Source organism: Paracoccus sp. L-17 (assembly GCF_056857655.1).
This window is the reverse complement of sequence record NZ_JBSXNM010000039.1, coordinates 123,391-144,025: the sequence shown is the minus strand read 5'-3', so window position 1 is coordinate 144,025 and position 20,635 is coordinate 123,391. Positions and strand designations below refer to the sequence as shown.

20 protein-coding genes and 1 tRNA gene are annotated in these 20,635 nt (G+C 66.8%); 9 read left to right on the top strand and 12 right to left on the bottom strand.

Translation table 11 applies throughout. The features are described from left to right. The first annotated feature begins 39 nt into the window (after window positions 1-39). The 3 genes from dksA to AC13CR_RS10805 are packed head-to-tail and all read left to right on the top strand — an operon-like array spanning window position 40 to window position 2,178. Window positions 40-462: an RNA polymerase-binding protein DksA gene (gene dksA, locus AC13CR_RS10815; RefSeq protein ID WP_292954836.1), complete on the top strand. Its 423-nt coding sequence runs from the start codon at window positions 40-42 to the stop codon at window positions 460-462. A gap of 25 nt (window positions 463-487) precedes the next feature. After that, window positions 488-1,054 carry a DJ-1/PfpI family protein gene (locus tag AC13CR_RS10810; protein ID WP_446236579.1) on the top strand — a complete coding sequence of 189 codons (567 nt, stop codon included), beginning with the start codon at window positions 488-490 and terminating at the stop codon, window positions 1,052-1,054. Continuing rightward, the gene (locus AC13CR_RS10805; RefSeq protein WP_292978127.1) at window positions 1,051-2,178 is read left to right on the top strand and encodes an FAD-dependent monooxygenase; all 1,128 of its coding nucleotides are present in this window, start codon (window positions 1,051-1,053) and stop codon (window positions 2,176-2,178) included. The genes AC13CR_RS10810 and AC13CR_RS10805 overlap by 4 nt, the downstream gene beginning before the upstream one ends. 72 nt (window positions 2,179-2,250) lie before the next feature. Here AC13CR_RS10805 and glmM read toward each other — a convergent pair whose 3' ends face one another. The 7 genes from glmM to AC13CR_RS10770 form a co-directional block, all read right to left on the bottom strand. Continuing rightward, window positions 2,251-3,594, bottom strand: coding sequence for a phosphoglucosamine mutase (gene glmM / locus AC13CR_RS10800; protein ID WP_292954827.1), 1,344 nt, complete (start codon window positions 3,592-3,594; stop codon window positions 2,251-2,253). Further along, window positions 3,591-4,580, bottom strand: coding sequence for a dihydropteroate synthase (gene folP / locus AC13CR_RS10795; RefSeq protein ID WP_292954824.1), 990 nt, complete (start codon window positions 4,578-4,580; stop codon window positions 3,591-3,593). The genes glmM and folP overlap by 4 nt, the downstream gene beginning before the upstream one ends. Further along, window positions 4,580-5,362, bottom strand: a complete 783-nt coding sequence (locus tag AC13CR_RS10790; RefSeq protein ID WP_292954821.1) for a dihydroneopterin aldolase — start codon at window positions 5,360-5,362, stop codon at window positions 4,580-4,582. The genes folP and AC13CR_RS10790 overlap by 1 nt, the downstream gene beginning before the upstream one ends. 69 nt (window positions 5,363-5,431) lie before the next feature. Continuing rightward, the gene (locus AC13CR_RS10785) at window positions 5,432-6,070 is read right to left on the bottom strand and encodes a cell wall hydrolase (protein WP_292954818.1); all 639 of its coding nucleotides are present in this window, start codon (window positions 6,068-6,070) and stop codon (window positions 5,432-5,434) included. Window positions 6,071-6,384: 314 nt separating this feature from the next. After that, a complete protein-coding gene (locus AC13CR_RS10780; RefSeq protein WP_482900826.1) occupies window positions 6,385-8,925 on the bottom strand; it encodes a putative PEP-binding protein in 2,541 nt (846 codons plus the stop codon). A gap of 176 nt (window positions 8,926-9,101) precedes the next feature. Continuing rightward, a complete protein-coding gene (locus AC13CR_RS10775; protein WP_292978129.1) occupies window positions 9,102-9,695 on the bottom strand; it encodes a peptidylprolyl isomerase in 594 nt (197 codons plus the stop codon). Continuing rightward, window positions 9,688-10,194, bottom strand: a complete 507-nt coding sequence (locus AC13CR_RS10770; RefSeq protein WP_292954812.1) for a peptidylprolyl isomerase — start codon at window positions 10,192-10,194, stop codon at window positions 9,688-9,690. The genes AC13CR_RS10775 and AC13CR_RS10770 overlap by 8 nt, the downstream gene beginning before the upstream one ends. A gap of 171 nt (window positions 10,195-10,365) precedes the next feature. On the opposite strand from AC13CR_RS10770, the gene AC13CR_RS10765 reads away from it, so the two are divergent. Beyond that, the gene (locus AC13CR_RS10765; protein ID WP_293014473.1) at window positions 10,366-11,568 is read left to right on the top strand and encodes a phosphoglycerate kinase; all 1,203 of its coding nucleotides are present in this window, start codon (window positions 10,366-10,368) and stop codon (window positions 11,566-11,568) included. A 76-nt stretch (window positions 11,569-11,644) separates the two neighbouring features. Here the strand turns inward: AC13CR_RS10765 and AC13CR_RS10760 are convergent, their stop codons facing one another. Further along, window positions 11,645-12,142 (bottom strand): hypothetical protein, encoded by a 498-nt coding sequence (locus AC13CR_RS10760; RefSeq protein WP_292954807.1) that lies wholly within the window; start codon window positions 12,140-12,142, stop codon window positions 11,645-11,647. A 192-nt stretch (window positions 12,143-12,334) separates the two neighbouring features. On the opposite strand from AC13CR_RS10760, the gene AC13CR_RS10755 reads away from it, so the two are divergent. Continuing rightward, a tRNA-Gly gene (locus AC13CR_RS10755) sits at window positions 12,335-12,408 on the top strand. A gap of 121 nt (window positions 12,409-12,529) precedes the next feature. On the opposite strand, the gene pheT is transcribed toward AC13CR_RS10755, so the two are convergent. Then, window positions 12,530-14,917 carry a phenylalanine--tRNA ligase subunit beta gene (gene pheT / locus AC13CR_RS10750; protein ID WP_292954804.1) on the bottom strand — a complete coding sequence of 796 codons (2,388 nt, stop codon included), beginning with the start codon at window positions 14,915-14,917 and terminating at the stop codon, window positions 12,530-12,532. A 169-nt stretch (window positions 14,918-15,086) separates the two neighbouring features. Beyond that, a complete protein-coding gene (locus AC13CR_RS10745) occupies window positions 15,087-15,539 on the bottom strand; it encodes a nucleoside deaminase (RefSeq protein ID WP_292954801.1) in 453 nt (150 codons plus the stop codon). Window positions 15,540-15,658: 119 nt separating this feature from the next. On the opposite strand from AC13CR_RS10745, the gene AC13CR_RS10740 reads away from it, so the two are divergent. Then, window positions 15,659-17,089 (top strand): pseudouridine synthase, encoded by a 1,431-nt coding sequence (locus AC13CR_RS10740; protein ID WP_293014475.1) that lies wholly within the window; start codon window positions 15,659-15,661, stop codon window positions 17,087-17,089. Window positions 17,090-17,175: 86 nt separating this feature from the next. Here AC13CR_RS10740 and hemP read toward each other — a convergent pair whose 3' ends face one another. Next, on the bottom strand, window positions 17,176-17,352 hold the full coding sequence (gene hemP, locus AC13CR_RS10735) for a hemin uptake protein HemP (RefSeq protein WP_292954795.1): 177 nt from the start codon (window positions 17,350-17,352) through the stop codon (window positions 17,176-17,178). A gap of 110 nt (window positions 17,353-17,462) precedes the next feature. Further along, the gene (locus AC13CR_RS10730; protein ID WP_446232132.1) at window positions 17,463-18,341 is read right to left on the bottom strand and encodes a zinc ABC transporter substrate-binding protein; all 879 of its coding nucleotides are present in this window, start codon (window positions 18,339-18,341) and stop codon (window positions 17,463-17,465) included. An 83-nt stretch (window positions 18,342-18,424) separates the two neighbouring features. On the opposite strand from AC13CR_RS10730, the gene AC13CR_RS10725 reads away from it, so the two are divergent. From AC13CR_RS10725 to AC13CR_RS10715, 3 genes are read left to right on the top strand one after another with little or no spacing between them, the layout of a single operon-like run. After that, a complete protein-coding gene (locus AC13CR_RS10725; RefSeq protein WP_292954789.1) occupies window positions 18,425-18,922 on the top strand; it encodes a Fur family transcriptional regulator in 498 nt (165 codons plus the stop codon). Then, window positions 18,919-19,689 (top strand): metal ABC transporter ATP-binding protein, encoded by a 771-nt coding sequence (locus AC13CR_RS10720; RefSeq protein WP_446233796.1) that lies wholly within the window; start codon window positions 18,919-18,921, stop codon window positions 19,687-19,689. The genes AC13CR_RS10725 and AC13CR_RS10720 overlap by 4 nt, the downstream gene beginning before the upstream one ends. Next, on the top strand, window positions 19,682-20,464 hold the full coding sequence (locus AC13CR_RS10715; RefSeq protein WP_292954783.1) for a metal ABC transporter permease: 783 nt from the start codon (window positions 19,682-19,684) through the stop codon (window positions 20,462-20,464). The genes AC13CR_RS10720 and AC13CR_RS10715 overlap by 8 nt, the downstream gene beginning before the upstream one ends. The last annotated feature ends 171 nt before the right edge of the window (window positions 20,465-20,635 follow it).

The window sequence follows — 20,635 nt, the reverse complement described above, 5'->3', positions numbered from 1 at the left end:
TGCCGGATTACAGACCCACCCGGCCCAGCCGGAGGACGTATGAAAGCCCAGACCTTCCTGCCACAAGATTATCGCCCCGCCGAGGACGAGCCGTTCATGAATGAACGCCAGCTCGAATATTTCCGGCGCAAGCTGGAGGCGTGGAAGCAGGAATTGCTTGATCAGTCCGCAGAGACGCTGGAGGGTCTGCAAGACAGCGCCCGTTCGGTTCCTGATCTGGCCGATCGGGCCAGCGAGGAAACCGACCGCGCGCTGGAACTGCGCACCCGCGACCGTCAGCGCAAACTGGTCAGCAAGATCGACTCGGCGCTGCGCCGGATCGAGACGGGCGAATACGGCTATTGCGAGATGACCGGAGAGCCGATCAGCCTGAAACGGCTGGATGCCCGTCCCATCGCCACGATGACGCTGGAAGCGCAGGAACGCCACGAACGCCGCGAGCGCGTGCATCGCGACGATTGATCGCGGCGGCGAGATGGGCGATCCGGTGCTGAAACCCCTCCTCATTGTCCTGATCGACGGCTTCGCCGATTGGGAAACCCCGCTGATCGCAGGGATCGGTGGGGATTTCTACGGCCTGAACGCGCGCTACGTCACGCCCGGCGGCGGAGATCTGACCTCGATCGGCGGTTTGCGGGTTGCCGGTCTGCCGGATTTCCTGCCTCTCGGTGATGAGGTCATCGTGCTCTGCGGCAGCGACGGCTGGTGCCGAGCGGATGCGCCCGACCTGTCGGTTCCGCTGCGCGAGGCGCATGACAATGGCCAGACGGTCGCGGCGATCTGCGCGGCTACGCTGTCCCTTGCGCGTGCCGGCTTGCTGGAGGGACGCGCCCATACTTCGAACGGGCTCGATTTCCTGAAATATCACCTTCCGGATTATTCGGCGCAGCAGACCTATCGCGACCTGCCCCATGCCGTCGCCGACGGCGGAATCGTCACCGCCCCAGGCACGGCGCCGGTCACTTTCGCGGGCGAAGTCTTTCGCGCCGCCGGTCTGTCGCAAGACAAGCTGGCCCAGTTCCGTCAGATCGCCACCGCCGAACATCGCGCATGAAAGGGGTGCTGGCGGACCGCCCGGTGACCGTCATCGGGGCGGGCGTCGCCGGGCTGACGGCAGCCGTCGCGCTGGCGCGGCGCGGCGCCGTGGTGACGGTGCTGGAACGCAGCGACGGGATCCGAGAGGTCGGGGCGGGGCTGCAGATCTCGCCCAATGCGATGCGGGTGGTCGAGGCGCTGGATCTGGGTCCGGCGCTGCGCGACGTCTCGTTGCGCAGCCGGGCCGTGCAGTTGCGCGATGCGTCGGGCGCGCCGGTCCTTCGCCTCGATCTGCGGCGCCACCGTCCGATGGACGATTTCCGGCTGATTCACCGCGCCGGCCTGATCGCGCTGCTGGAGCGGGCGGCGCGCGATGCCGGGGCCCGTATCGCGCTTGGCCGGAATGTCGAAGTCCCACCCCAGGGGCCGCTGGTCATCGGCGCCGACGGTCTGCACAGCCAGGTCCGCAGGGTGCTGAACGGCCGCGAAGTGCCTTTCTTTACAAGGAACACCGCATGGCGCGCGGTGATCCGCGATCCCGGCGGCGCACCAGAGGCGCAGGTCTTCATGGGGCCGCGCCGCCACCTCGTCAGCTATCCGCTGACAGGAGGCCTGCGCAATATCGTCGCCGTCCAGGAACGCGATGCATGGCAGGCCGAAGGCTGGTCCCATCCCGACGATCCGGCGCAACTGCGCGCGGCCTTCGCCAGCTTCGGCGGCCCGGTGCCGGGCTGGCTGGGCGAGGTCGAATCGGTCCATATCTGGGGCCTCTTCCGGCATCAGGTCGCCCGCTGCTGGCAGGATGGTAGGCTGGTCCTGATCGGCGACGCGGCCCACCCGACGCTGCCCTTCATGGCCCAGGGAGCGGTCATGGCCATCGAGGATGCCTGGATCCTTGCCGCCTGCCTGGACGAGAATCCCGACCAGAAATCGGCCCTTGCCCGCTTCGAAACCCTGCGCAAACCCCGCGCCAGCCGGGTCGTCGCGGCCGCCAATGACAATGCGCGAAACTACCATCTGACCGGGGCCAGGCGCGTCGCGGCCCATGCCGCCCTGCGTCTCGCAAACCGCCTCGCGCCCGATCGGATGCTGGCCCGCTTCGACTGGCTCTATGACTACGATCCCACGGCAGGATCGGCCTGACCTCGCCCTCTTTCCAAATACCTCGCGGGGGTCCGGGGGCGCGAAGCCCCCGGCCGTCGCGGGACGCAGGAATCAGGCCGCCCGTTCGACCGCCGCCACGATTCCGTCCACGACCTCGCGCAGCATGTCCTCGTTTTCGGCCTCTGCCATGACCCGGATCAGCGGTTCGGTGCCCGATTTGCGGATCAGCACGCGGCCAGACCCGGCAAGCCGCGCCTCGGCCTGGGCAATGACGGCGCGAACGGCCTCGGCCGACAGGGGGTCGGCGCCCGCGGCGTATCGCACGTTCTTCAGCAGTTGCGGCACCGGATCGAATTGTGCCGCAAGCGCGCTGGCGCTGTCGCCGATCTCGGACATCGCGGCCAGAAACTGCATCGCCGCGATCAGCCCATCGCCGGTTGTGGCATAGTCGGTCATCACGATATGGCCCGATTGCTCGCCGCCCAGGTTGAAGCCGCCCTCACGCATCTTTTCGACCACGTAGCGATCGCCGACACGGGTCCGTTCCAGCTTCAGGGCATGACCCGACAGGAAATGCTCCAGCCCCAGATTGGACATGACGGTGGCGACCAGCGCCCCGCCGCGCAGCCGGCCCTGCGCCGCCCAGCGGGATGCCAGCAGCGCCATGATCTGATCGCCATCGGCCAAGCGCCCGGTCTCGTCGATGATCGCCACCCGGTCGGCATCGCCATCGAGGCTGATCCCCAGATCTGCGCCATGGTCCAGCACCGCGGCGGCGCAGGCTTCGGGATGGGTGCTGCCGACGCCGGCATTGATGTTGCGGCCGTCGGGATCGACGCCCAGCGGGATCACCTCGGCGCCCAGTTCCCACAAGACCTCGGGCGCCGCCCGATAGGCCGCGCCATTGGCGCAATCGACGACGACCTTCAGCCCGTCCAGCCGCTGCCCGGCCGGGAAGGTGGTCTTGGCATATTCGACATAGCGCCCGCGACCGTCATCGACCCGCCTGGCGCGGCCGATGTTGTTCGGCTGCGCCGGTTCGATCTCGCCTGCGACGATGGCCTCGATCTCTGCCTCGGCCTCGTCGGACAGCTTGAAGCCGTCGGGACCGAAGAACTTGATCCCGTTGTCATCGGCCGGGTTGTGGCTGGCCGAGATCATGATCCCCAGATCCGCCCGCATCGACCGGGTCAGGAAACCCACCGCCGGCGTCGGCACCGGACCCAGCAGCAATACGTTCATGCCGGTGCTGGTCAATCCCGCCGTCAGCGCGTTTTCCAGCATGTAGCCCGATTGCCGCGTGTCCTTGCCGATCACCACCCGGTGCCGGTTGCGCCCGTCGCGGCGGAAATATCGCCCGGCTGCGGCACCCAGCCGCAGCGCCATCTCGGCGGTCATCGGATGGGTATTGGCGCGTCCGCGCACCCCGTCCGTTCCGAATAATCCTCTGCTCATTCCTCTGCCTTTTCGTTCTGGTCAAGAGCCCGCCACAGGCGCAGCCCCTGATCTGTGCCCGCCACGTCATGCACGCGGTGGATCTGGATGCCCTGCGCGACCGCCGCCAGCGTCAGCGCCAGGGTGCCCGGCCCGCGTTCGGCGGCGCCCGCGACCCCGCCGATCGTGCCGATGAACCGCTTGCGCGACACGCCCAGAAGCACCGGGCAACCCAGGCCATGATACAGCGAAATCCGCCGAAGGATGGCAAGATTATGCGCCTGCGTCTTGCCGAATCCGATTCCCGGATCGATCACGATCCGATGGGCGGGGATTCCCGCCGAAACCGCCCGCGCCATCCGCGCCTCCAGCGCGTCATAGACGTCCAGCAGCACGTCGTCATAGCGCGGATCGTGCTGCATGGTTTCCGGCAGCCCCTGGGCATGCATCAGGCAGACCGGAACCCCTGCCGCGGCCACCACGCCGGGCAGGGCGGGATCGAAGTCAAAGCCGGACACGTCGTTGACGATAACCGCCCCGGCCTGCAACGCCGCCTGCGCCACGCTGGCCTTGCGAGTGTCGACCGAGATCGGGATCCGGTCCGCAAGGGCGCGGATCGCGGGCAGGATGCGGGCGGCTTCGTCGGCCGCGGGAACCGAGGTCGCGCCGGGGCGCGTCGATTCACCGCCGATATCGAGGATCGCGGCCCCCTCCGCCGCCAGGGCCCGCGCCTGTATGACCGGATCATAGGCGCCACCATCCGAGAAACTGTCGGGCGTCGCGTTCACGATCCCCATGAGATGCGGCCGATCCATGGCCAGGCCAACCAGCGTCGCGCGCGGGCGCGTCAGCGTCTCGAGCACATCATCGGGGATGGCATCGCTGATCCGGGGCGGCTGCCCGCGGCGCAGGATCTCGACTTTGGAAAAACGGACCCAGCCCCCGGCCAGCCTGTGCCGGCCATGCGGGCAGGGCAGGGGTCGATGATAGCGGCGGTCGTCCCTCATCAGCGTTCCGCCCGTCCCGTCGCCGCCCTCAGGCCCGCGGGCGCGACCGGCAGCGGCGTGTCCTGGGCAAAGTCGATCCTTGCGGCATCCAGCCGCCGCGCCAGCCAGAAACCCAGGCTTTCGACGTTCTCGCCGGCCTCGGGCGCGTCACAGGCCAGACGGCTCGGGGCCCAGACGACGGCTTGGCCAAGGCGGATCGCGTGATCGATCTCGGTTCGCGTCTCGGCGACGTCCAGACCCAGCCGCCCGGCCAGCGCCCAGGCCGCCTGATCCATCGCCAGAAGCGCGATGCGCCGACGGTCCCCGCCCTCGGGCAGCGGCAGGCCGGGCGCATCGGGCAGGATCAGCAGGGCACCTTCGGGCAGCGCAGCGGGCCGGCGCCAGATCAGAAGCCGCACCGGCATGACGCGTTCCGCAACGGCGACCCGGCCCGCGTCGCGGCTGATCGTGATGCCAAGGGCGCCCGGCCCCCGGTCCAGCTTTTCCACGGTCACCCGGACACGCGCCGCCTGAGGATGGACCAGAATCGCGGCCGCGATCCGTTCGGCCAGGGTTTCGACAAGATTGTATCGCTGATCGCACAGGGCAGTGTCGATCGCTTGAACCAGAAGATCATAGGACAGGATCCGGTCCACCTGATCCTCGGCCCCGCTGACCGGGGATGCAAGATCGACAGCGACATCAAAGCGCAACCGCTGGTCGCGGCCGCGTTCGGACTGGAATGCGCCGATCTCGGCAGAGACGACATGATCGCGCAGATGGATACGGTCAGGCTGGTCCATATCCGCCATTCACCGCAAATCCGACGCTGCCGCAAGCCCGTCCGCGCGGCGCCCCCGCGACCGGCGCGATCAGTTCGACGCGACCCGCTGACCGGTGCGATAGAAGATGTGGCGACCGATCTGCACGGTGCGCTGGAAACGCCTGGACCAGGCCGGACGAACCGCAGGCGTATGGAAATAGGTCGCGCCCTTGGTCAGCACCCGCGGCGCCCCTGCCAGAGCCGCCTCGGCGATCTGGCGGGCGCGCATATACGCGCTCTTGTTGCCGATCGCCTTGCGTCCGCCGATCGTATAGCTGAACTGGCTGGGCTGGTTGACGACGCCGCAGACGGTCGAGGGGAAGGCGCCGCTGTCAACGCGGTTCAGGATCACCTCGGCCACGGCGGCCTGACCCTTGGCCCCTTCGCCCCGCGCCTCGAAATACAGGGCCTCGGCCAGACAGCCCAGATCGCGGTTGGAATAGCGTGGCGTGGCCTTGGCAAGGAATATCTGGTCCGGCGCGGCCTTGACCTTCGCGGGCTCGGCATCGGAATAGAGCAGCGGTTTCCGGCGCGGCAAATCCATGGGGCTCTGCGCCGCCGAAAAGATTCCGGCTCCGGCAGAAAACAGCGAGGCATTGCCGCCGGCCTGGGCGGATTGCGAGACAAAGGAAATTGCTGAGGCGGCACCCAGGCAGATGAGTGCCAGCCGCGATGGCAGCATGGTCATTGTCGTTCCTATAAACGGGTCGCGTTGACAGGGTCTTAAATCGCGCCGCATCGCGAGCAGGTGACGGACGCAAGAGAACCAGGAAGTGACTAGAATTTTCCGGAACGATCTTTCCATGACACATATGCAAGTCCCGCGTTCCGGGGCGTGTTATCCCCGTTTCGGGCGAAATCCCGCCGACGCCTTTCTGCTGAACCGGCGAGTTTCGGCAGAGCGCGGAAAAATTGGGTCCGTTTCGGAAGCAGTTTCAACAACTTGCGGTTGAGATTTTCGGCGCGAGGCGACGAATCACCGGCATCCGGCCAAAACCGCGCTCAGGTCTTGTCGCGCAGCCGTGAATTGATTGCGGACTGGGCGGCGGCCAGTCGCGCGACGGGCACCCGGAAGGGTGAGCAGGAGACATAGTCGAACTGCGCCTCGGCGCAGAAATCGATGGATTCAGGGTTGCCGCCATGTTCGCCGCAGACCGCGATCGTGATCCCCGGCCGTTGCTGCCGGGCCCGCCGGGCGCCGACCAGAAGCAATTCGCCCACGCCCTCGTTGTCGAGAAAGTGAAACGGATCCTCGGCATAGACGCCTTGGCCGACATAGATGCCCATGAAGCGCCCGGCATCGTCGCGCGACAGGCCATAGGTCATCTGCGTCAGATCATTCGTGCCGAAGGACAGGAAGGCGGCATGGGCGGCGATGTCTCCCGCCCGCAGCGCGGCGCGCGGCGTTTCGACCATCACGCCCAGGCGATAGGTGAAATCGCTGCGACGTTCGTTGCGCACCGCGGCGGCGACTGCATCGACACGGGTCTTGACCAGTTCCACCTCGCGCATGGCCGAGACCAGCGGAACCATGATTTCGGGAACCACGGGCGCGCCCTTGCGGCTGGCCTCGACGGTGGCCTCGAAGATGGCACGGGCCTGCATGTCGTAGATTTCGGGAACGGTGATGCCCAGACGGACCCCCCGCATGCCCAGCATAGGGTTGAATTCCGACAGCGCCTCGACGCGCCTGGTCACGTCCGAAAGCGGCAGATCCAGCGATTCGGCCAGTTCGCGCAAGCCCTCGCGGTCGTGGGGCAGGAATTCGTGCAGCGGAGGGTCGAACAGGCGGATAGTGACGGGCAGGCCGGCCATGATCTCGAACAATTCGATGAAATCGCGGCGCTGCATCGGCAGGATCCGGTCCAGCGCCAGCTTCCGGTCGGCGGGCTTGTCGGCAAAGATCATCTCGCGCATGGCGGGCAGGCGGTCCGCATCGAAGAACATGTGCTCGGTCCGGCACAGGCCGATGCCCTGTGCGCTGAACCGGCGCGCGGTGCGGGCGTCCTCGGGCGTGTCGGCATTGGCGCGCACGCCGATGCCGCCGGCCGCGTCCGCCCAGTCCAGAAGCTGCGTGAACGCCTCGTCCAGCGCCGGATCCAGCAGGGCGGCCGCGCCTGCCAGAACCTCGCCCGAAGATCCGTCGATGGTGATCTCGTCACCCTCGCGCAGCAATCTTGCACCGGCGTGCAGGGTTCGGGCACGGCCGTCGATGCCGATGCCCGAGGCGCCGACGATGCAGGGCTTGCCCAGACCCCGTGCGATCACGGCCGCATGGCTGGTCGTCCCGCCCCGCTCGGTCAGCACGGCGACCGAGGCGTGCATGCCCCGGATATCCTCGGGCACGGTCTCGCGGCGGACCAGGATACAGGCTTCCTCGCGGGCGGCGGCGGCCTGGGCGGCGGCGGCGGAAAATACGATCCGGCCGGTGGCCGCGCCGGGACTGGCGTTGATCCCGCGCGCGATGACGTCGCGCGGGCTGCGCGGATCGACCTGATGATGCAGCAGATCGGCCAGGGCACGCGGCTCGACCCGCATCACGGCCTCGGTCCGGGGAATGATCCCGTCGCGTGCCAGGGCCACGGCGATCCGCACGCTGGCGCGCGAACTGCGTTGCAGCCGAACCGCGTCGATGATCGAAATCCGTCCGTCCGTCAGCACGAATTCGATCTGCATCTCTTCGCGCAGCCTCTCGCGCGCGGCGACGCCGAAGCGGACCAGATCGGCGAAGATGTCGGGGGCCACATCCTCCAGCGACGTGCCGCGTTCGTCGCAGGTCAGATACAGCGTCTCGGCTCCGCTGCCCACCGCCGCGCCGTGATGCTGGCCGCGGAAGCGTCCGGTGACGCGCGGCGTGCCGGTGACCGGATCGACGAACTGGATCGTGCCCGATCCCGACAGGCCCGGCCCGAGGGCCAGCGCCATGTCCTGAACCACCAGCCCCAGAGGGGCATCGGCGGGCGCGCCCTTGGCCTGCCGCAACAGGCGGGCGCTGGGTCCGTCCCAGGCCCGCGCCATCGAACGCAGGACCTCGGCCAGTTGCCGGGCCGGATCCTGCGGAAAATCCTCGTCCATCTCGTCACGGTAAAGGCGCAAAGCATGGGCCAGCGCGCCGTCGCCTTCCTGTGCGAACATGTCGGGATCCAGCCGGGCGATGTTGATCGCGTAGCTCTGCACGAAACTGAGATAGATCGCATCGGCGTTGCCGCGTCCGATCCGTCCGGCAAGGCGGGCATGGGTGGCGTCGTTGATGCCGACATTCAGCACCGTTCCCGGACCGCCCCAATCCGGCATCACGGCCGAGGGGCGCACGCTGACAAGCCCGTCGCCGGTCTCGAACAGGGCCGACAGCCCGGGCAGGCCGCCGCTGCGCCCCGCGGCAATGGTCTGGACCGCCGCGGCCGGAATGGCAAAGCTGCGCGGAACAGGCAAATCCATCCGCACCAGACGTTGCAGGCATTTGGCGCGCCAGCCGTGCCGCACCCGCTCGACCCCGGCCGAGGGTGTGATTTCCAGCAGATCGGGGCAGTCGCGCATGTTCATGGTCGCGCAGGATAGGCGCGCCGCCGCGGATGCCGCAAGGGCGAAAAACGGCTGTCGCGCGGGGCCTTGCCGGCCGAACCGGCCGCCTGCGCCGCGCGCCGCCGAAGACCGAATGCCGCGCAAGGAAATCGGGGCCCGTCAGGCGGACCCCGCTGCATCCGGAATTCTGCCGCCGATCACTCGGCGATGGTCACCTTGGCCATGTAATCGGGATTTTCGACCGCGCCATTGGCGTCGGCGTCGCCCTTCTTGATCGAATTCAGCACGTCCCATCCCTCGATCAGCTGACCCACGACCGTATATTCCCCATCCAGAAAGGTCGCGGGCGCAAGGTCGATGAAGAACTGGCTGTTGGCGCTGTCGGGATCCTGCGCGCGGGCCATGCCGACCGTGCCGGCCTGAAACGAGACATCGTTGAACTCGGCCTGAAGGTCGGGCTTGTCCGAGCCACCGGTGCCCGCCATCGCGGTCTCGCCATCGCGCTGGCCATATTCCACGTCGCCGGTCTGGGCCATGAACCCGTCGATGACGCGATGGAAGACGACGCCGTCATAGGCGCCCTCTTTCGTCAGTTCGACCAGGCGGGCGACATGGTTCGGGGCCTTGTCGGCAAACAGGTCCAGGGTGATCGTACCCTTGGGCGTGCCGTCGGCGGCGGCCACTTCGATCACCATGTTCGGGCCGGGGCCATCCTCGGCTTTCGGAGCCTCCTGGGCGAGGGCCGCACCGGCCATGAGCGCGAGGGCGGGGATCAGGATCAGGCTACGCATCGGCAGCCACCTTGACCGAGATCATCCGGTCGGGACTTGCGGGCGGTTCGCCGCGGGCGATCTTGTCCACGTGCTCCATCCCCTCGATCACGCGGCCATAGACGGTATACTGGCCGTTCAGGAAATGATTGTCGCCGAAATTGATGAAGAACTGGCTGTTGGCGCTGTTCGGATTCTGCGATCGCGCCGCGCCCAGCGTTCCACGGTCATGCGGCAGCTTCGAGAATTCGGCCGGCAGGTCGGGCAGGTCCGACCCACCCGTGCCCGCGCGGCCGGGATTGTAATCCTGTTCCATATTGGCGTGTTCCACGTCGCCGGTCTGAGCCATGAAACCGTCGATCACCCGGTGAAAGGCGACATTGTCGTATTTGCCCGCGCGGGCCAGCTCTTTCATCCGCTCGGCATGTCTGGGCGCCACGTCGGGCAGAAGTTCGACCACGACCGGGCCGTCCTTCAGCGCGATGATGACGGTGTTCTCGGGATCCTTGATCTCGGCCATACGGGCCTCCTTTCCACAGGTTCACCCGTGATCTAGGGCTTTCGCGGCACAAGGGCAACGCGCAAGCCCGTGACGGCGGGATCACGCTGCCGTCAGCCGACCGGCGCAGTTGACGCGCGCTTCGTCCTGCGGGACAAGCCTCGGCGACGGCAGAGATCGAAAGGACGCGCCATGGCAGATTTCCACACCATCGACGACATGGATCTGGAGGGAAAGATCGTGCTGACCCGCGTTGATCTGAACGTGCCGGTCGCAGAGGGCCGCGTCACCGATGCCACCCGGATCGAGAAGATCGTGCCGACCGTCAAGGACATCCAGGCCAGGGGCGGCATTCCGGTCCTGCTGGCCCATTTCGACCGTCCCAAGGGCCGTCGCGTCGAGTCGATGAGCCTGAAACAGATCGTCCCGGCGCTGGAACAGGCGCTTGGCCAAGGCGTCGTCTTCGCCGAGGACTGCATCGGCGGGCCGGCCAAGCGCGCCGTCTCCGCGCTGAATCCCGGCGATGTGGCCTTGCTGGAAAACACCCGTTTTCACGAGGGCGAGGAGACGAACGACCCGACCTTCGCGGCCTCGATGGGCGCGCTTGGCGGGGCCTATATCAACGACGCCTTTTCGGCCTCGCATCGCGCCCATGCCTCGACCGAGGGGCTGGCGCGGCTGCTGCCCGCCGGTGCCGGGCGCCTGATGGAATCCGAGATGAAGGCCCTGGATGCGGCGCTTGGCCATCCCGAACGCCCGGTGATGGCGGTCGTTGGCGGGGCCAAGGTCTCGACCAAGCTGGATCTGCTGTCCAACCTGATCGACAAGGTTGATCACCTGGTTATCGGCGGGGGCATGGCCAATACCTTCCTGGTGGCGAAGGGCGTCGAGGTCGGCAAGTCGCTGGCCGAGCGGGACATGGCCGATACCGCCCGCGAGATCATGGAAAAGGCCGACCAGAAGGGCTGCCGGCTGTATTTGCCGAAAGACATCGTGGTCGCGCAAGAATTCAAGGCCGGCGCGGAATCCGAGGTGCTTCCGGTCGATCAATGTCCGCCCGACGCGATGATCCTCGATGCCGGGCCGCAGACGGTGGCAGCCCTGTCGGACGCGATGGGACTGTGCCGCACGCTGATCTGGAACGGTCCGCTGGGCGCGTTCGAGATCGCGCCTTTCGACGGCGCCACCACTGCCGCCGCGCAAGAGGCTGCGCGCCTGACGCGCGAGGCCGGCCTGATCTCGGTCGCGGGGGGCGGAGACACGGTGGCGGCGCTGAACAAGGCAGGCGTGGCCGGCGATTTCACCTTCATCTCGACGGCAGGCGGGGCCTTTCTGGAATGGATGGAGGGAAAGGATCTGCCGGGCGTCGCCGCGCTGCGCGATTCGACGTCCTGACGCCAGCGAGCCGTCGCAAAAGATCAGGGCCTGCCGCAGAACAGCAGGCCCCGTCCTTTCAAGCCGACGTTGCGGATCATCCGAACAGCTTTTTCAGCCATTTGCCGAAAGGATCGCCCGAGCCGGAACCACCGGCTGACGAGGCTTGGTCGTTGCCGGCATTGGTATCACTGGCTTTGCCGTGGTCTTTCTTGGTATCGACATCATCGGCCTTGTCCTTGGCCTTCTTGTCGCCCTTGCCCTCGGTCACGACGGCATCATTGTCCGAACCGGCCGAATTTCCAGCCGCCTCATTGGCGGTCCGGCTGCCGTAGGAAATGACGCCCGAGTCGCTGTTTCCGCCATTCGCGGCACCGCGATATTCGTTCGCGCGCGCCAGCCATTCGCTGAAACCGGTCTTTTCGGGTTGAACCTCGACCTTGTCAGGCACGGATTCGATGGCGGTTTCGCCGGCCGTGGTGATCGGACGCAGGAACAGGCTTAGCTGATTCGACCCGATCTGGGCCGCCGGGGCACCCGAACTGGCCGCGAGCAGCGAAAGCTGATACCGTCCGATAGGGGTTGTCGTAAACATCAGAACTCCTTCACTTGCTGTCTTAGCCCTTCCGGTATCGGGCGACCCAGCCATTTTTGCGAATGAATTCCGGTTAAGATTTTATTAACGAAGGCAAACCGCCTTGCGATCTTCCCTGGCCGGCTGCATTCTGGATGCGTTGCGCCGAAGCGCTTGAACCCGGTGGCGATGGCTTCTATACCCGGACCAGTCGCGGGTGTAGCTCAATGGTAGAGCAGCAGCCTTCCAAGCTGAATACGTGGGTTCGATTCCCATCACCCGCTCCAACGCCTCCAGGACATATCGGATCGGCCGCACGCGAACCTGTCACCGGGCGCCACGGGCCGGTTCCAGCGACATGGCCGGCCCCCCTTCGGGCGGATGCGTTTGACGCGGAAAGGCCAGTGGTCAGCCGCGCAGGGCACCCCCGGTCGCTTTCGTGACCTTGTCGATGATCTTCTGGCAGACTGCCTCGATCTCGGCGTCTGTCAGGGTCTTGTCGCGCGGTTGCAGGCGTGCGGTGATGGCGATGGACTTGCGGCCATCGTCAAGCCCGGTGAACTGGTCGAACACCGTCACGCGGTCGATCAGCGTCTTGTCCGCGCCCTGCGCCGCATTGACCAGCGTCAGCGCCTCGACCTGCGGATCGACGACGAAGGCGAAATCGCGTTCGACCGCCTGCAATTCCGACATTTGCAGCGTGGGACGGGCAGACGATTTCTGCTTCGGGAAGGGAATGTTCGCGATGCTGACGGTAAAGCCGACCGCCGGACCCTTCAGCTGCATCCGGCGCATCACCCTGGGGTGAATCTCGCCGAACGTGGCCAGCATGTTGGGGCCAAGCGCGATATTGCCAGCGCGGCCCGGATGCCACCAGCCGTCCAGCTTGCGATTGATCTGCGCCTTCGCGGGCGCGCCAATGGCCGTCAGCACCGCCTCGGCATCGGCCTTGGCGTCATACAGATCCACCTTGCGATGGCTGCCGAAAGGATCGCGCGGAGCCGTGGCGCCGACCAGCAGGCCCGACAGCCGGATCGCCTGTTCGCCCGGCTCGCCGCCCGCGAAAACGGGACCGATCTCGAAAAGCGCCATATCGGTCAGGCCGCGCGCCTGGTTGCGCGCCGCTGCCGCAAGAAGACCGGGCAGCAGATCGGGACGCAGATGCGTCATCTCGCTGCTGATCGGGTTTTCGACCCGGACCGAATCGCCGCCGCCGCCGAAAAGCAGCGCCGCGTCCTGGTCGATGAAGGAATAGGTGACGCATTCGTTATAGCCAAGCGCCGCCGCCTGTCGACGCGCAGTCCTTTCGCGGACCTGCAGCGGCGTCAGGATCGGCTTTGGAACCCCCGGCTGCGGACGCGGCAACGGCTTGCCCTGCAGTCCGGTCAGGCTGGCGATGCGGGCGATTTCTTCGACCAGATCGGCCTCGCCCAGCACGTCGGGCCGCCACGAGGGGACATGGGCCAGATCGCCCGACAGGCGAAATCCAAGCGCCTCCAACGTCGCCCGCTGCTTGGCTTCCGGAATGTCGAGGCCAACGAGGCTGCTGGTGCGGGCCGGGTCCAGCCGATAGGCGCGGCCGGTATCGGGCAGGGTGCCGGCGGTGACGATTTCCGAGGCTTCGCCGCCGCAGAGATCAATGACCATTTTCGTTGCTAGTTCAAGGCCATGAAGCGTAAAATTCGGGTCGATTCCACGTTCAAAGCGATAGCGTGCATCGGAATTGATCTTCAGCGCCCGGCCGGTGGCGGCGGTGCTGATCGGATCGAAATAGGCCGCCTCGATGAAGACCTCGGTCGTGAATTCTCCGGCGCCGGAAGCGGCCCCGCCCATCACGCCGGCGATGCTTTCCGGGCCGGTCTGGTCACAGATCACGACGGCACCGGCGGGCAGCGCATAGGTCTTGTCGTCCAGGGCAACGATTTTCTCGTCCCCGCGCGCCGCGCGCAGGATCAGATCGCCCCGAACCTTGGCCGCATCGAAGACGTGAAGCGGACGGTTCAGGTCGTAGGTAAGGAAATTGGTGATATCGACCAGGGCGTTGATCGGTCGCAGCCCGATGGCGCGCAGCCGCTTTTGCAGCCAGGCCGGCGAGGGTCCGTTTTTGACGCCGCGCACGACGCGGCCACTGAAGAACGGGGCTTTTGCGGCTGCGTCGTCCGCGATCGTGACCTTGATCGGGCAGGGGAAACTGCCCGTTACCCTGGCCTCGGGCAGCGGTTTCAGCCGACCCAGACCGCGCGCCGAAAGATCGCGGGCGATGCCATGGACCCCAAGCGCGTCGGGCCGGTTCGGAGTGATCTTGACATGGATCACCGGGTCGATCTTCTCGGGCGCATGGGCCGCCAGCCAGTCGGTGAATTTCTCTCCGACCTCTCCCGAGGGCAGTTCGATGATGCCCTCATGTTCGTCCGACAATTCCAGTTCCCGCTCGGACGCCATCATGCCGTGGCTTTCGACGCCGCGGATCTTGCCGACGCCCAGCGTCACGTCGATGCCGGGCACATAATCACCGGGCTTGGCCAGCACCACGGTGATACCCGCGCGGGCATTCGGCGCGCCGCAGACAATCTGTTTCTCGCCCTCGTCGGTCATCACGCGGCAGACCCGCAGCCGGTCGGCGTCGGGGTGCTGCTCGGCCGAAACGACCCTGGCCAGCGTGAAGCGGTCCAGCCGGGCGGCCGGATCGCTGACATCTTCCACCTCGAGGCCCAGATCGGTCAGCGCCTCGGTGATGTCGGTCAGCGAGGCGTCGGTGTCGAGATGCTCCTTGAGCCAGGACAGGGTGAATTTCATGTCGGATCATCCGTTGAGAGGCGCGGGCCGCGCGGGCCGGGTGTTCGGCCCGGTTCCTAGCGCAAGCGACGGGGGATTGGTAGGGGCGCGAAGGGCGCCGTTCGCGCAGCGGCGCGCCCGGCCCAGCGGCAGCGACCGGGGCGGGCTTCGCCCGGCCCGTCCCCCGATCTCAGCGCCGCGCGGCGAAGAAGTCGCGCAACAGGCGTTGCGCGGCCTGGGCGCCGATTCCGTCGTAGATCTGGGGCCGATGATGGCACTGGGGATGATCGAAGACCCGCGCCCCATGCGCCACGCCGCCCATGCGAGGGTCGTCCGCGCCATAGAACAGCGTGGCGATCCGCGCGGCGGCGATGGCGGCGGCGCACATCGGGCAGGGTTCCAGCGTGACCCACAGGACATGGCCCGGCAGACGCTCTGTTCCCGCCTTCGCGCAGGCCGCGCGCAGGGCCAGAATCTCGGCATGGGCGGTCGGATCGGACAATTCGCGCGTCCGGTTGCCTGCGGCGGCGACGACGCGGCCCTGCGGCGACAGGATCACCGCGCCCACCGGCACCTCGCCCCGTCCCGCGGCCGCGCGCGCCTCTGCCAGGGCCTGCGCCATATGCGATGTGAACTTCGCCATGCCCGCTTGTCGCAAGGCCGCGATTGCCGCGCAAGCGGGCAAGACAAGGCTTTCCATGCGGTGCCGGAAAGCCTAGAACGCCCCTTTTGCCACCGCAGCGATGCGCAGGAGAGATCGCCATGACCGACAATCCCGAAAATCCCGGCAAACCGGCGGATGCCGACCGCATCGCCAAGGTGATCGCCCGTGCCGGCCTTGCCAGCCGCCGCGAAGCCGAACGGATGATCCGCGAGGGCCGGGTGACGGTCAACGGGCAAAAGATCGACAGCCCGGCCCTGGATGTCCTGCCCACGGACCTGATCGTGGTCGATGGCCGGAAGCTGGACGAGAAACAGGATACGCGGCTGTGGCTCTACTACAAGCCGGTCGGACTGGTCACGTCGGATTCGGACGAAAAAGGCCGGCAGACCGTGTTCGATGCGCTGCCCCGCGATCTGCCGCGGGTGATGAGCATCGGGCGGCTGGATCTGACCTCCGAAGGGCTTTTGCTGCTGACCAATGACGGCGAATTGAAGCGGCGGCTGGAACTGCCCTCGACCGGCTGGCTGCGCCGCTACCGGGTGCGGGTGAACGGCAATCCCAGCGACCTGACCTTCGCGCTCCTGCGACGGGGCGCGACCATCGATGGCGAGGATTTCGCGCCGATGGAGATTCGGCTGGACAGTCAGCAGGGGGCGAATGCCTGGCTGACCGTCGGCATCCGCGAAGGCCGGAACCGCGAGATCCGTCGCGCGATGACCCATGTCGGCTTGCAGGTGAACCGGTTGATCCGCGTCGGCTATGGCCCGTTCAAGCTGGCGGGACTGGAAAAAAACCAGGTGTCCGAGGTCAGGCGCAAGGTGCTGCGCGATCAACTGGGCGGGTTGCTGACCGGCGAGGTCGAGGAGAAGGACCGCGAGATGCGCCCGCGTGGCGCCGCGGGCGACCGCCCCCTGCGTGGCAGGCCGGATGATCGGTCGGGCGATCGGCCCGAGGGCCGGACGTTTCGCAGCGCCGGCCCGGACCGGCCGCGCCGCGAGGATGGCACGGGACCGCGTGGTCCGCGCGGCAAACCGGAAGGGCGGGGCGGCCATGCGGCTTTCGCCGATCGTGCGGCGCGCGGCCCGGACGACAAATCCGCCGGGGATCGTCCCTCGCGGGGGGGCAGTCCCGGGACCAAGGATGGCCGTCCGCGCGGCCCTCGCACGGAAGGCGATCAGGGTGACCGACCGCGCCGCAGTTTTGCCGGCAAGCCTGGCAAGGGTCGCTTCTCGCAGGATGGCAAACCCTGGGACAGGAAGCCGGCCGACAGGACGCCGAAGAACGCCATGTCCGGGGATGACCGCGCCGGACATGGCACAGGCGAGGAAGGCCGCGACCGTCCGCGCCGCGGCTTTGCGGCGAAGCCGGCCGAAGGGCAGGGCGCGCGGCGGAGCTTTGCGAAATCCGGGCCAAGGCCGCAGGGCGCAAAACCCGGCGCCAAGGGCGGGCGTCCGCTTGGCGGATCAAAGCCGTTCAAGGGCAAGCCGGGCGGCGGCGGCCGGCCATCGGGGAAACCGCGCAAACCGTGAAGGTCCGCCCATCGACCGCAGGCGCAATCTCGGCCGAACCTCGTGCCCGGCGCTGGCGGGCGCCGGGGGAATGCCGACCGGGTGGATCATTTCGTCAGGATCAGCTTTCCCGCGCGCGTGATCCGCAGTTGATAGATTTGATCATCGAGGATGATCAGCGCCTGGTTCCCGCCCCGTGTCAACTGCGTCGCATCATGCTGCGGCAGACGGGACAGGGGGTGCGGGCTGGCCGGGGTGAAATCGGCGGGACGAATGGCGGTCATCTTGGCCTCCTGGATCTGGGTGATGCTTCCCTAAGATCCTGACAAAATGTCTCTGGTATGTCAAAGTAAAAGAGTCGGAATTATCCTTCTGCGCGATAAAGTGCCCCGCGTCAGCTTTTGCCCAGGCAGCCGATCAGGTTGTCGGCCATGCCTTTCAGGATGTCCGAGTAAAGATCGGGGCCTTGCGGCATCGTCCGGCCCAGCAGGTCAAACTCTCCGGCGATCCGGGCATTGGTGCCATCGATCACTGTCCCGATCCGACGCGGATCCTGTCCATATTCGGAGAAGGCGCAGATCGCGTTGGTTGCGGCGATCTGGTTGCGGATATCTCGCAACCGCGCGGCCGAAGGGTCGCTGGCATCGCCCAGCGTCACGGCAAGCGCCGGACTCAGGCCGTAGTGACGGGTGAAATAGCCATAGGCATCATGAAAGACGACAAAGGCCTTGCCCGAAAGGGGGGCCAGTTCCGCCGCAATCTGCCGATCCAGTGCGGCAATCCTCTGCTGCGCGCTTCGGGCATTGCTTCGATAGCGCGACGCATTGCCTGCGTCGTGGCTGGCCAGGGCCTCGGCGATCGCAGCCAGCCACAGACCGGCATTGTCGGGATCCAGCCATAGATGCGGATCGGTCTTGCCATCGTTGCCGTCGTTGCCGTAGCCACGGGTCTGGACACCCGGCAGCGCGGCAAGCTCTAGATTGCGGCTCTCCGCGCTCAACGATTCGGCGGCGCGATCCAGCCAGGGCGTCAGAACCGGTCCGACCCAGATCAAGAGGTCGGCTTGCTGCAAGGCGCGTGCATCCGAGGGTCGCAACTGATAGCTGTGCGGATCGGATCCGGCTGGGAGCAGAACCGGAATTTCTGCCAGATCGCCCGCGACCTGCCGGACAAGCGAGGCTGTCACAGGCGTATCGGCGACGATTCTTGTCGATGCAGCCAAGGCAGGGCTGGCAAAGCCGATCAGGATCGCAATGAGAACCGAAAAGCGCATAGGTGACACCGTCGAACGAGTTGCGGGCCCTCCTCATGCAATGTTACAAGGTAACAAGTCAAATAAATTTGTGATAAGATAACATGAGCAATCAGGTTCCGGCGACCGCCTTTGTGCCACATGACCACCAGGCCTGCGCCGCCCGCGCGCTGGACGCGGCCGAGGCGCGTGTCGCCGCCGGGGGCGGGCGGCTGACTCCGGTCCGGCGGCGCACGCTGGAGATCCTGCTGGAATCGCACCGCGCGATGGGTGCCTATGACATCTTGCAGCGGCTGGCCGGTGCCGGGTTCGGGCACCAGCCGCCCGTGGCCTATCGCGCGCTGGAATTCCTGGTCCGGCACGGCCTGGCCCACCGCCTGCAACGGCTGAACGCCTTCGCGGCTTGCCTGCATCCGGGCCATGATCATCCTGCTGCCTTTTTCATCTGCCGCCAGTGCGACAGGCTGGCCGAGTTCCCGGCCACGCAGGTCCGCGATGCCCTGGCCGATCTGGCCGGCAAGACCGGCTTTGCCATCGAGCGCGCGACGATCGAGGCCGTGGGACTTTGCCCGGCCTGCGCAACCGACAGGATCGCCCTATGAGCGCGTTGATCGAGGCGCGCGACCTGACCATCTGGCGCCCCGGCACGAAAGAGCCGGTCCTGTCGCATGTCGATTTCCGCATCGATCCGGGCGAGGTCGTGACGGTGGTCGGGCCGAACGGATCGGGCAAATCGACGCTGGTGCGGGCATTGCTGGGGCATATGCCACTGGCGGGTGGGCAGGTGGTTCGGCAGGCCGGATTGCGGATCGGCTATGTCCCGCAGCGGGTGCAACTCGACACCGCGATGCCGATGAATGTCCGTCGCTTCCTGTCGCTGCCCCGGCGTGTCGATGCGGCCGCTGCCTCGGCCATCCTGGCGCGGACCGGGGTCGAGGGGCTGGAGCGCCGTCCGCTGAGCCAGCTTTCGGGCGGGCAGTTCCAGCGTGTCCTGCTGGCCAGCGCGCTGCTGCACGATCCGCATCTGCTGGTTCTCGACGAGCCAACGCAGGGGCTGGACCAGCCTGGCCTTGTGGCCTTCTACAAGCTGATCGACGAGGTGCGGCGTCAGACCGGCGCGGCGGTGCTGCTGGTCAGTCATGACCTTCTGGTCGTGATGCGGTCGTCGGACCGGGTCATTTGCCTGAACGGCCATGTCTGCTGCGAGGGCTCGTCCCGGCAGGTCAGCAGCGCGCCGGAATATCGCGCCCTGTTCGGGGGCGGCGCGGAAGGCATGCTGGCGCTGTATCGCCATGATCACGATCACGACCATGATCATGCCGTGGATCAGGCGCATCACCACCCGCGCGGCGCCAGCCCGGATGCTTGACGATTTCTTCATCCGCGGGCTGCTGGCCGGATTGGGGCTGGCGGTTGTGGCCGGGCCTCTGGGCAGTTTCGTGGTCTGGCGCCGAATGGCCTATTTCGGAGACGCCACGGCCCACGCGGCCATCCTGGGCGTGGCAATCAGCCTGGCCTTCGGTGTCTCGATCTATCTGGGCACGCTGGCGACGGCGATGGCGATGGCCGTGACGGTTTCGGCGCTGGTGAGCCGGGGACAGGCGATGGACACGATGCTGGGCGTGCTGGCCCATTCGGCGCTGGCGGTCGGGCTGGTCGGCGTCAGTTTCGTGCCATCTGCACGGACCGACCTGACCAGTTTCCTGTTTGGCGATATCCTGACGGTGGGCCGCCCTGATCTGGCGCTGATCTGGGGCGGCGCGGCGCTGGTTCTGGCGTTGCTGGTCTGGCGGTGGCAGCGACTGGTGACGGCGACGCTGAACGAGGAACTGGCAATGGCCGCGGGAATCGATCCGCGAATCGAAAGGCTTGTGCTGTCCATCAGCCTGGCGGTGGTGGTCGCGCTGTCGATTCGCGTGGTCGGATCGCTGCTGATTTCAGCCATGTTGATCGTGCCGGCGGCGGCGGCGCGCGGATTGTCGCGCACGCCCGAGGCAATGGCTGCGGCGGCCGCCCTGATCGCGGCCGGCGCGGTTGCGGCGGGGCTGTGGTTCTCTTTGCGGCTGGATACGCCGGCGGGTCCGTCGATCGTCGTTGCGGCGGCGACATTTTTCGTTTTGTCGCAGGTATTTCGTCGTGGCTAGTGCAGCTTTGCAACACTTGCGGCGAGGCGGGGCAGGGGCAGGAACCGATCGCGGCGGCGCGGTGTTGGCGATTATGCAACAGTAGAGACAACCCCTCGGAGATTTTGAATTGATGCTGCTTTTCAAGAGTTCTGGATTGTGTAACTGTCGCATCGATGTTGCCGGAGACGG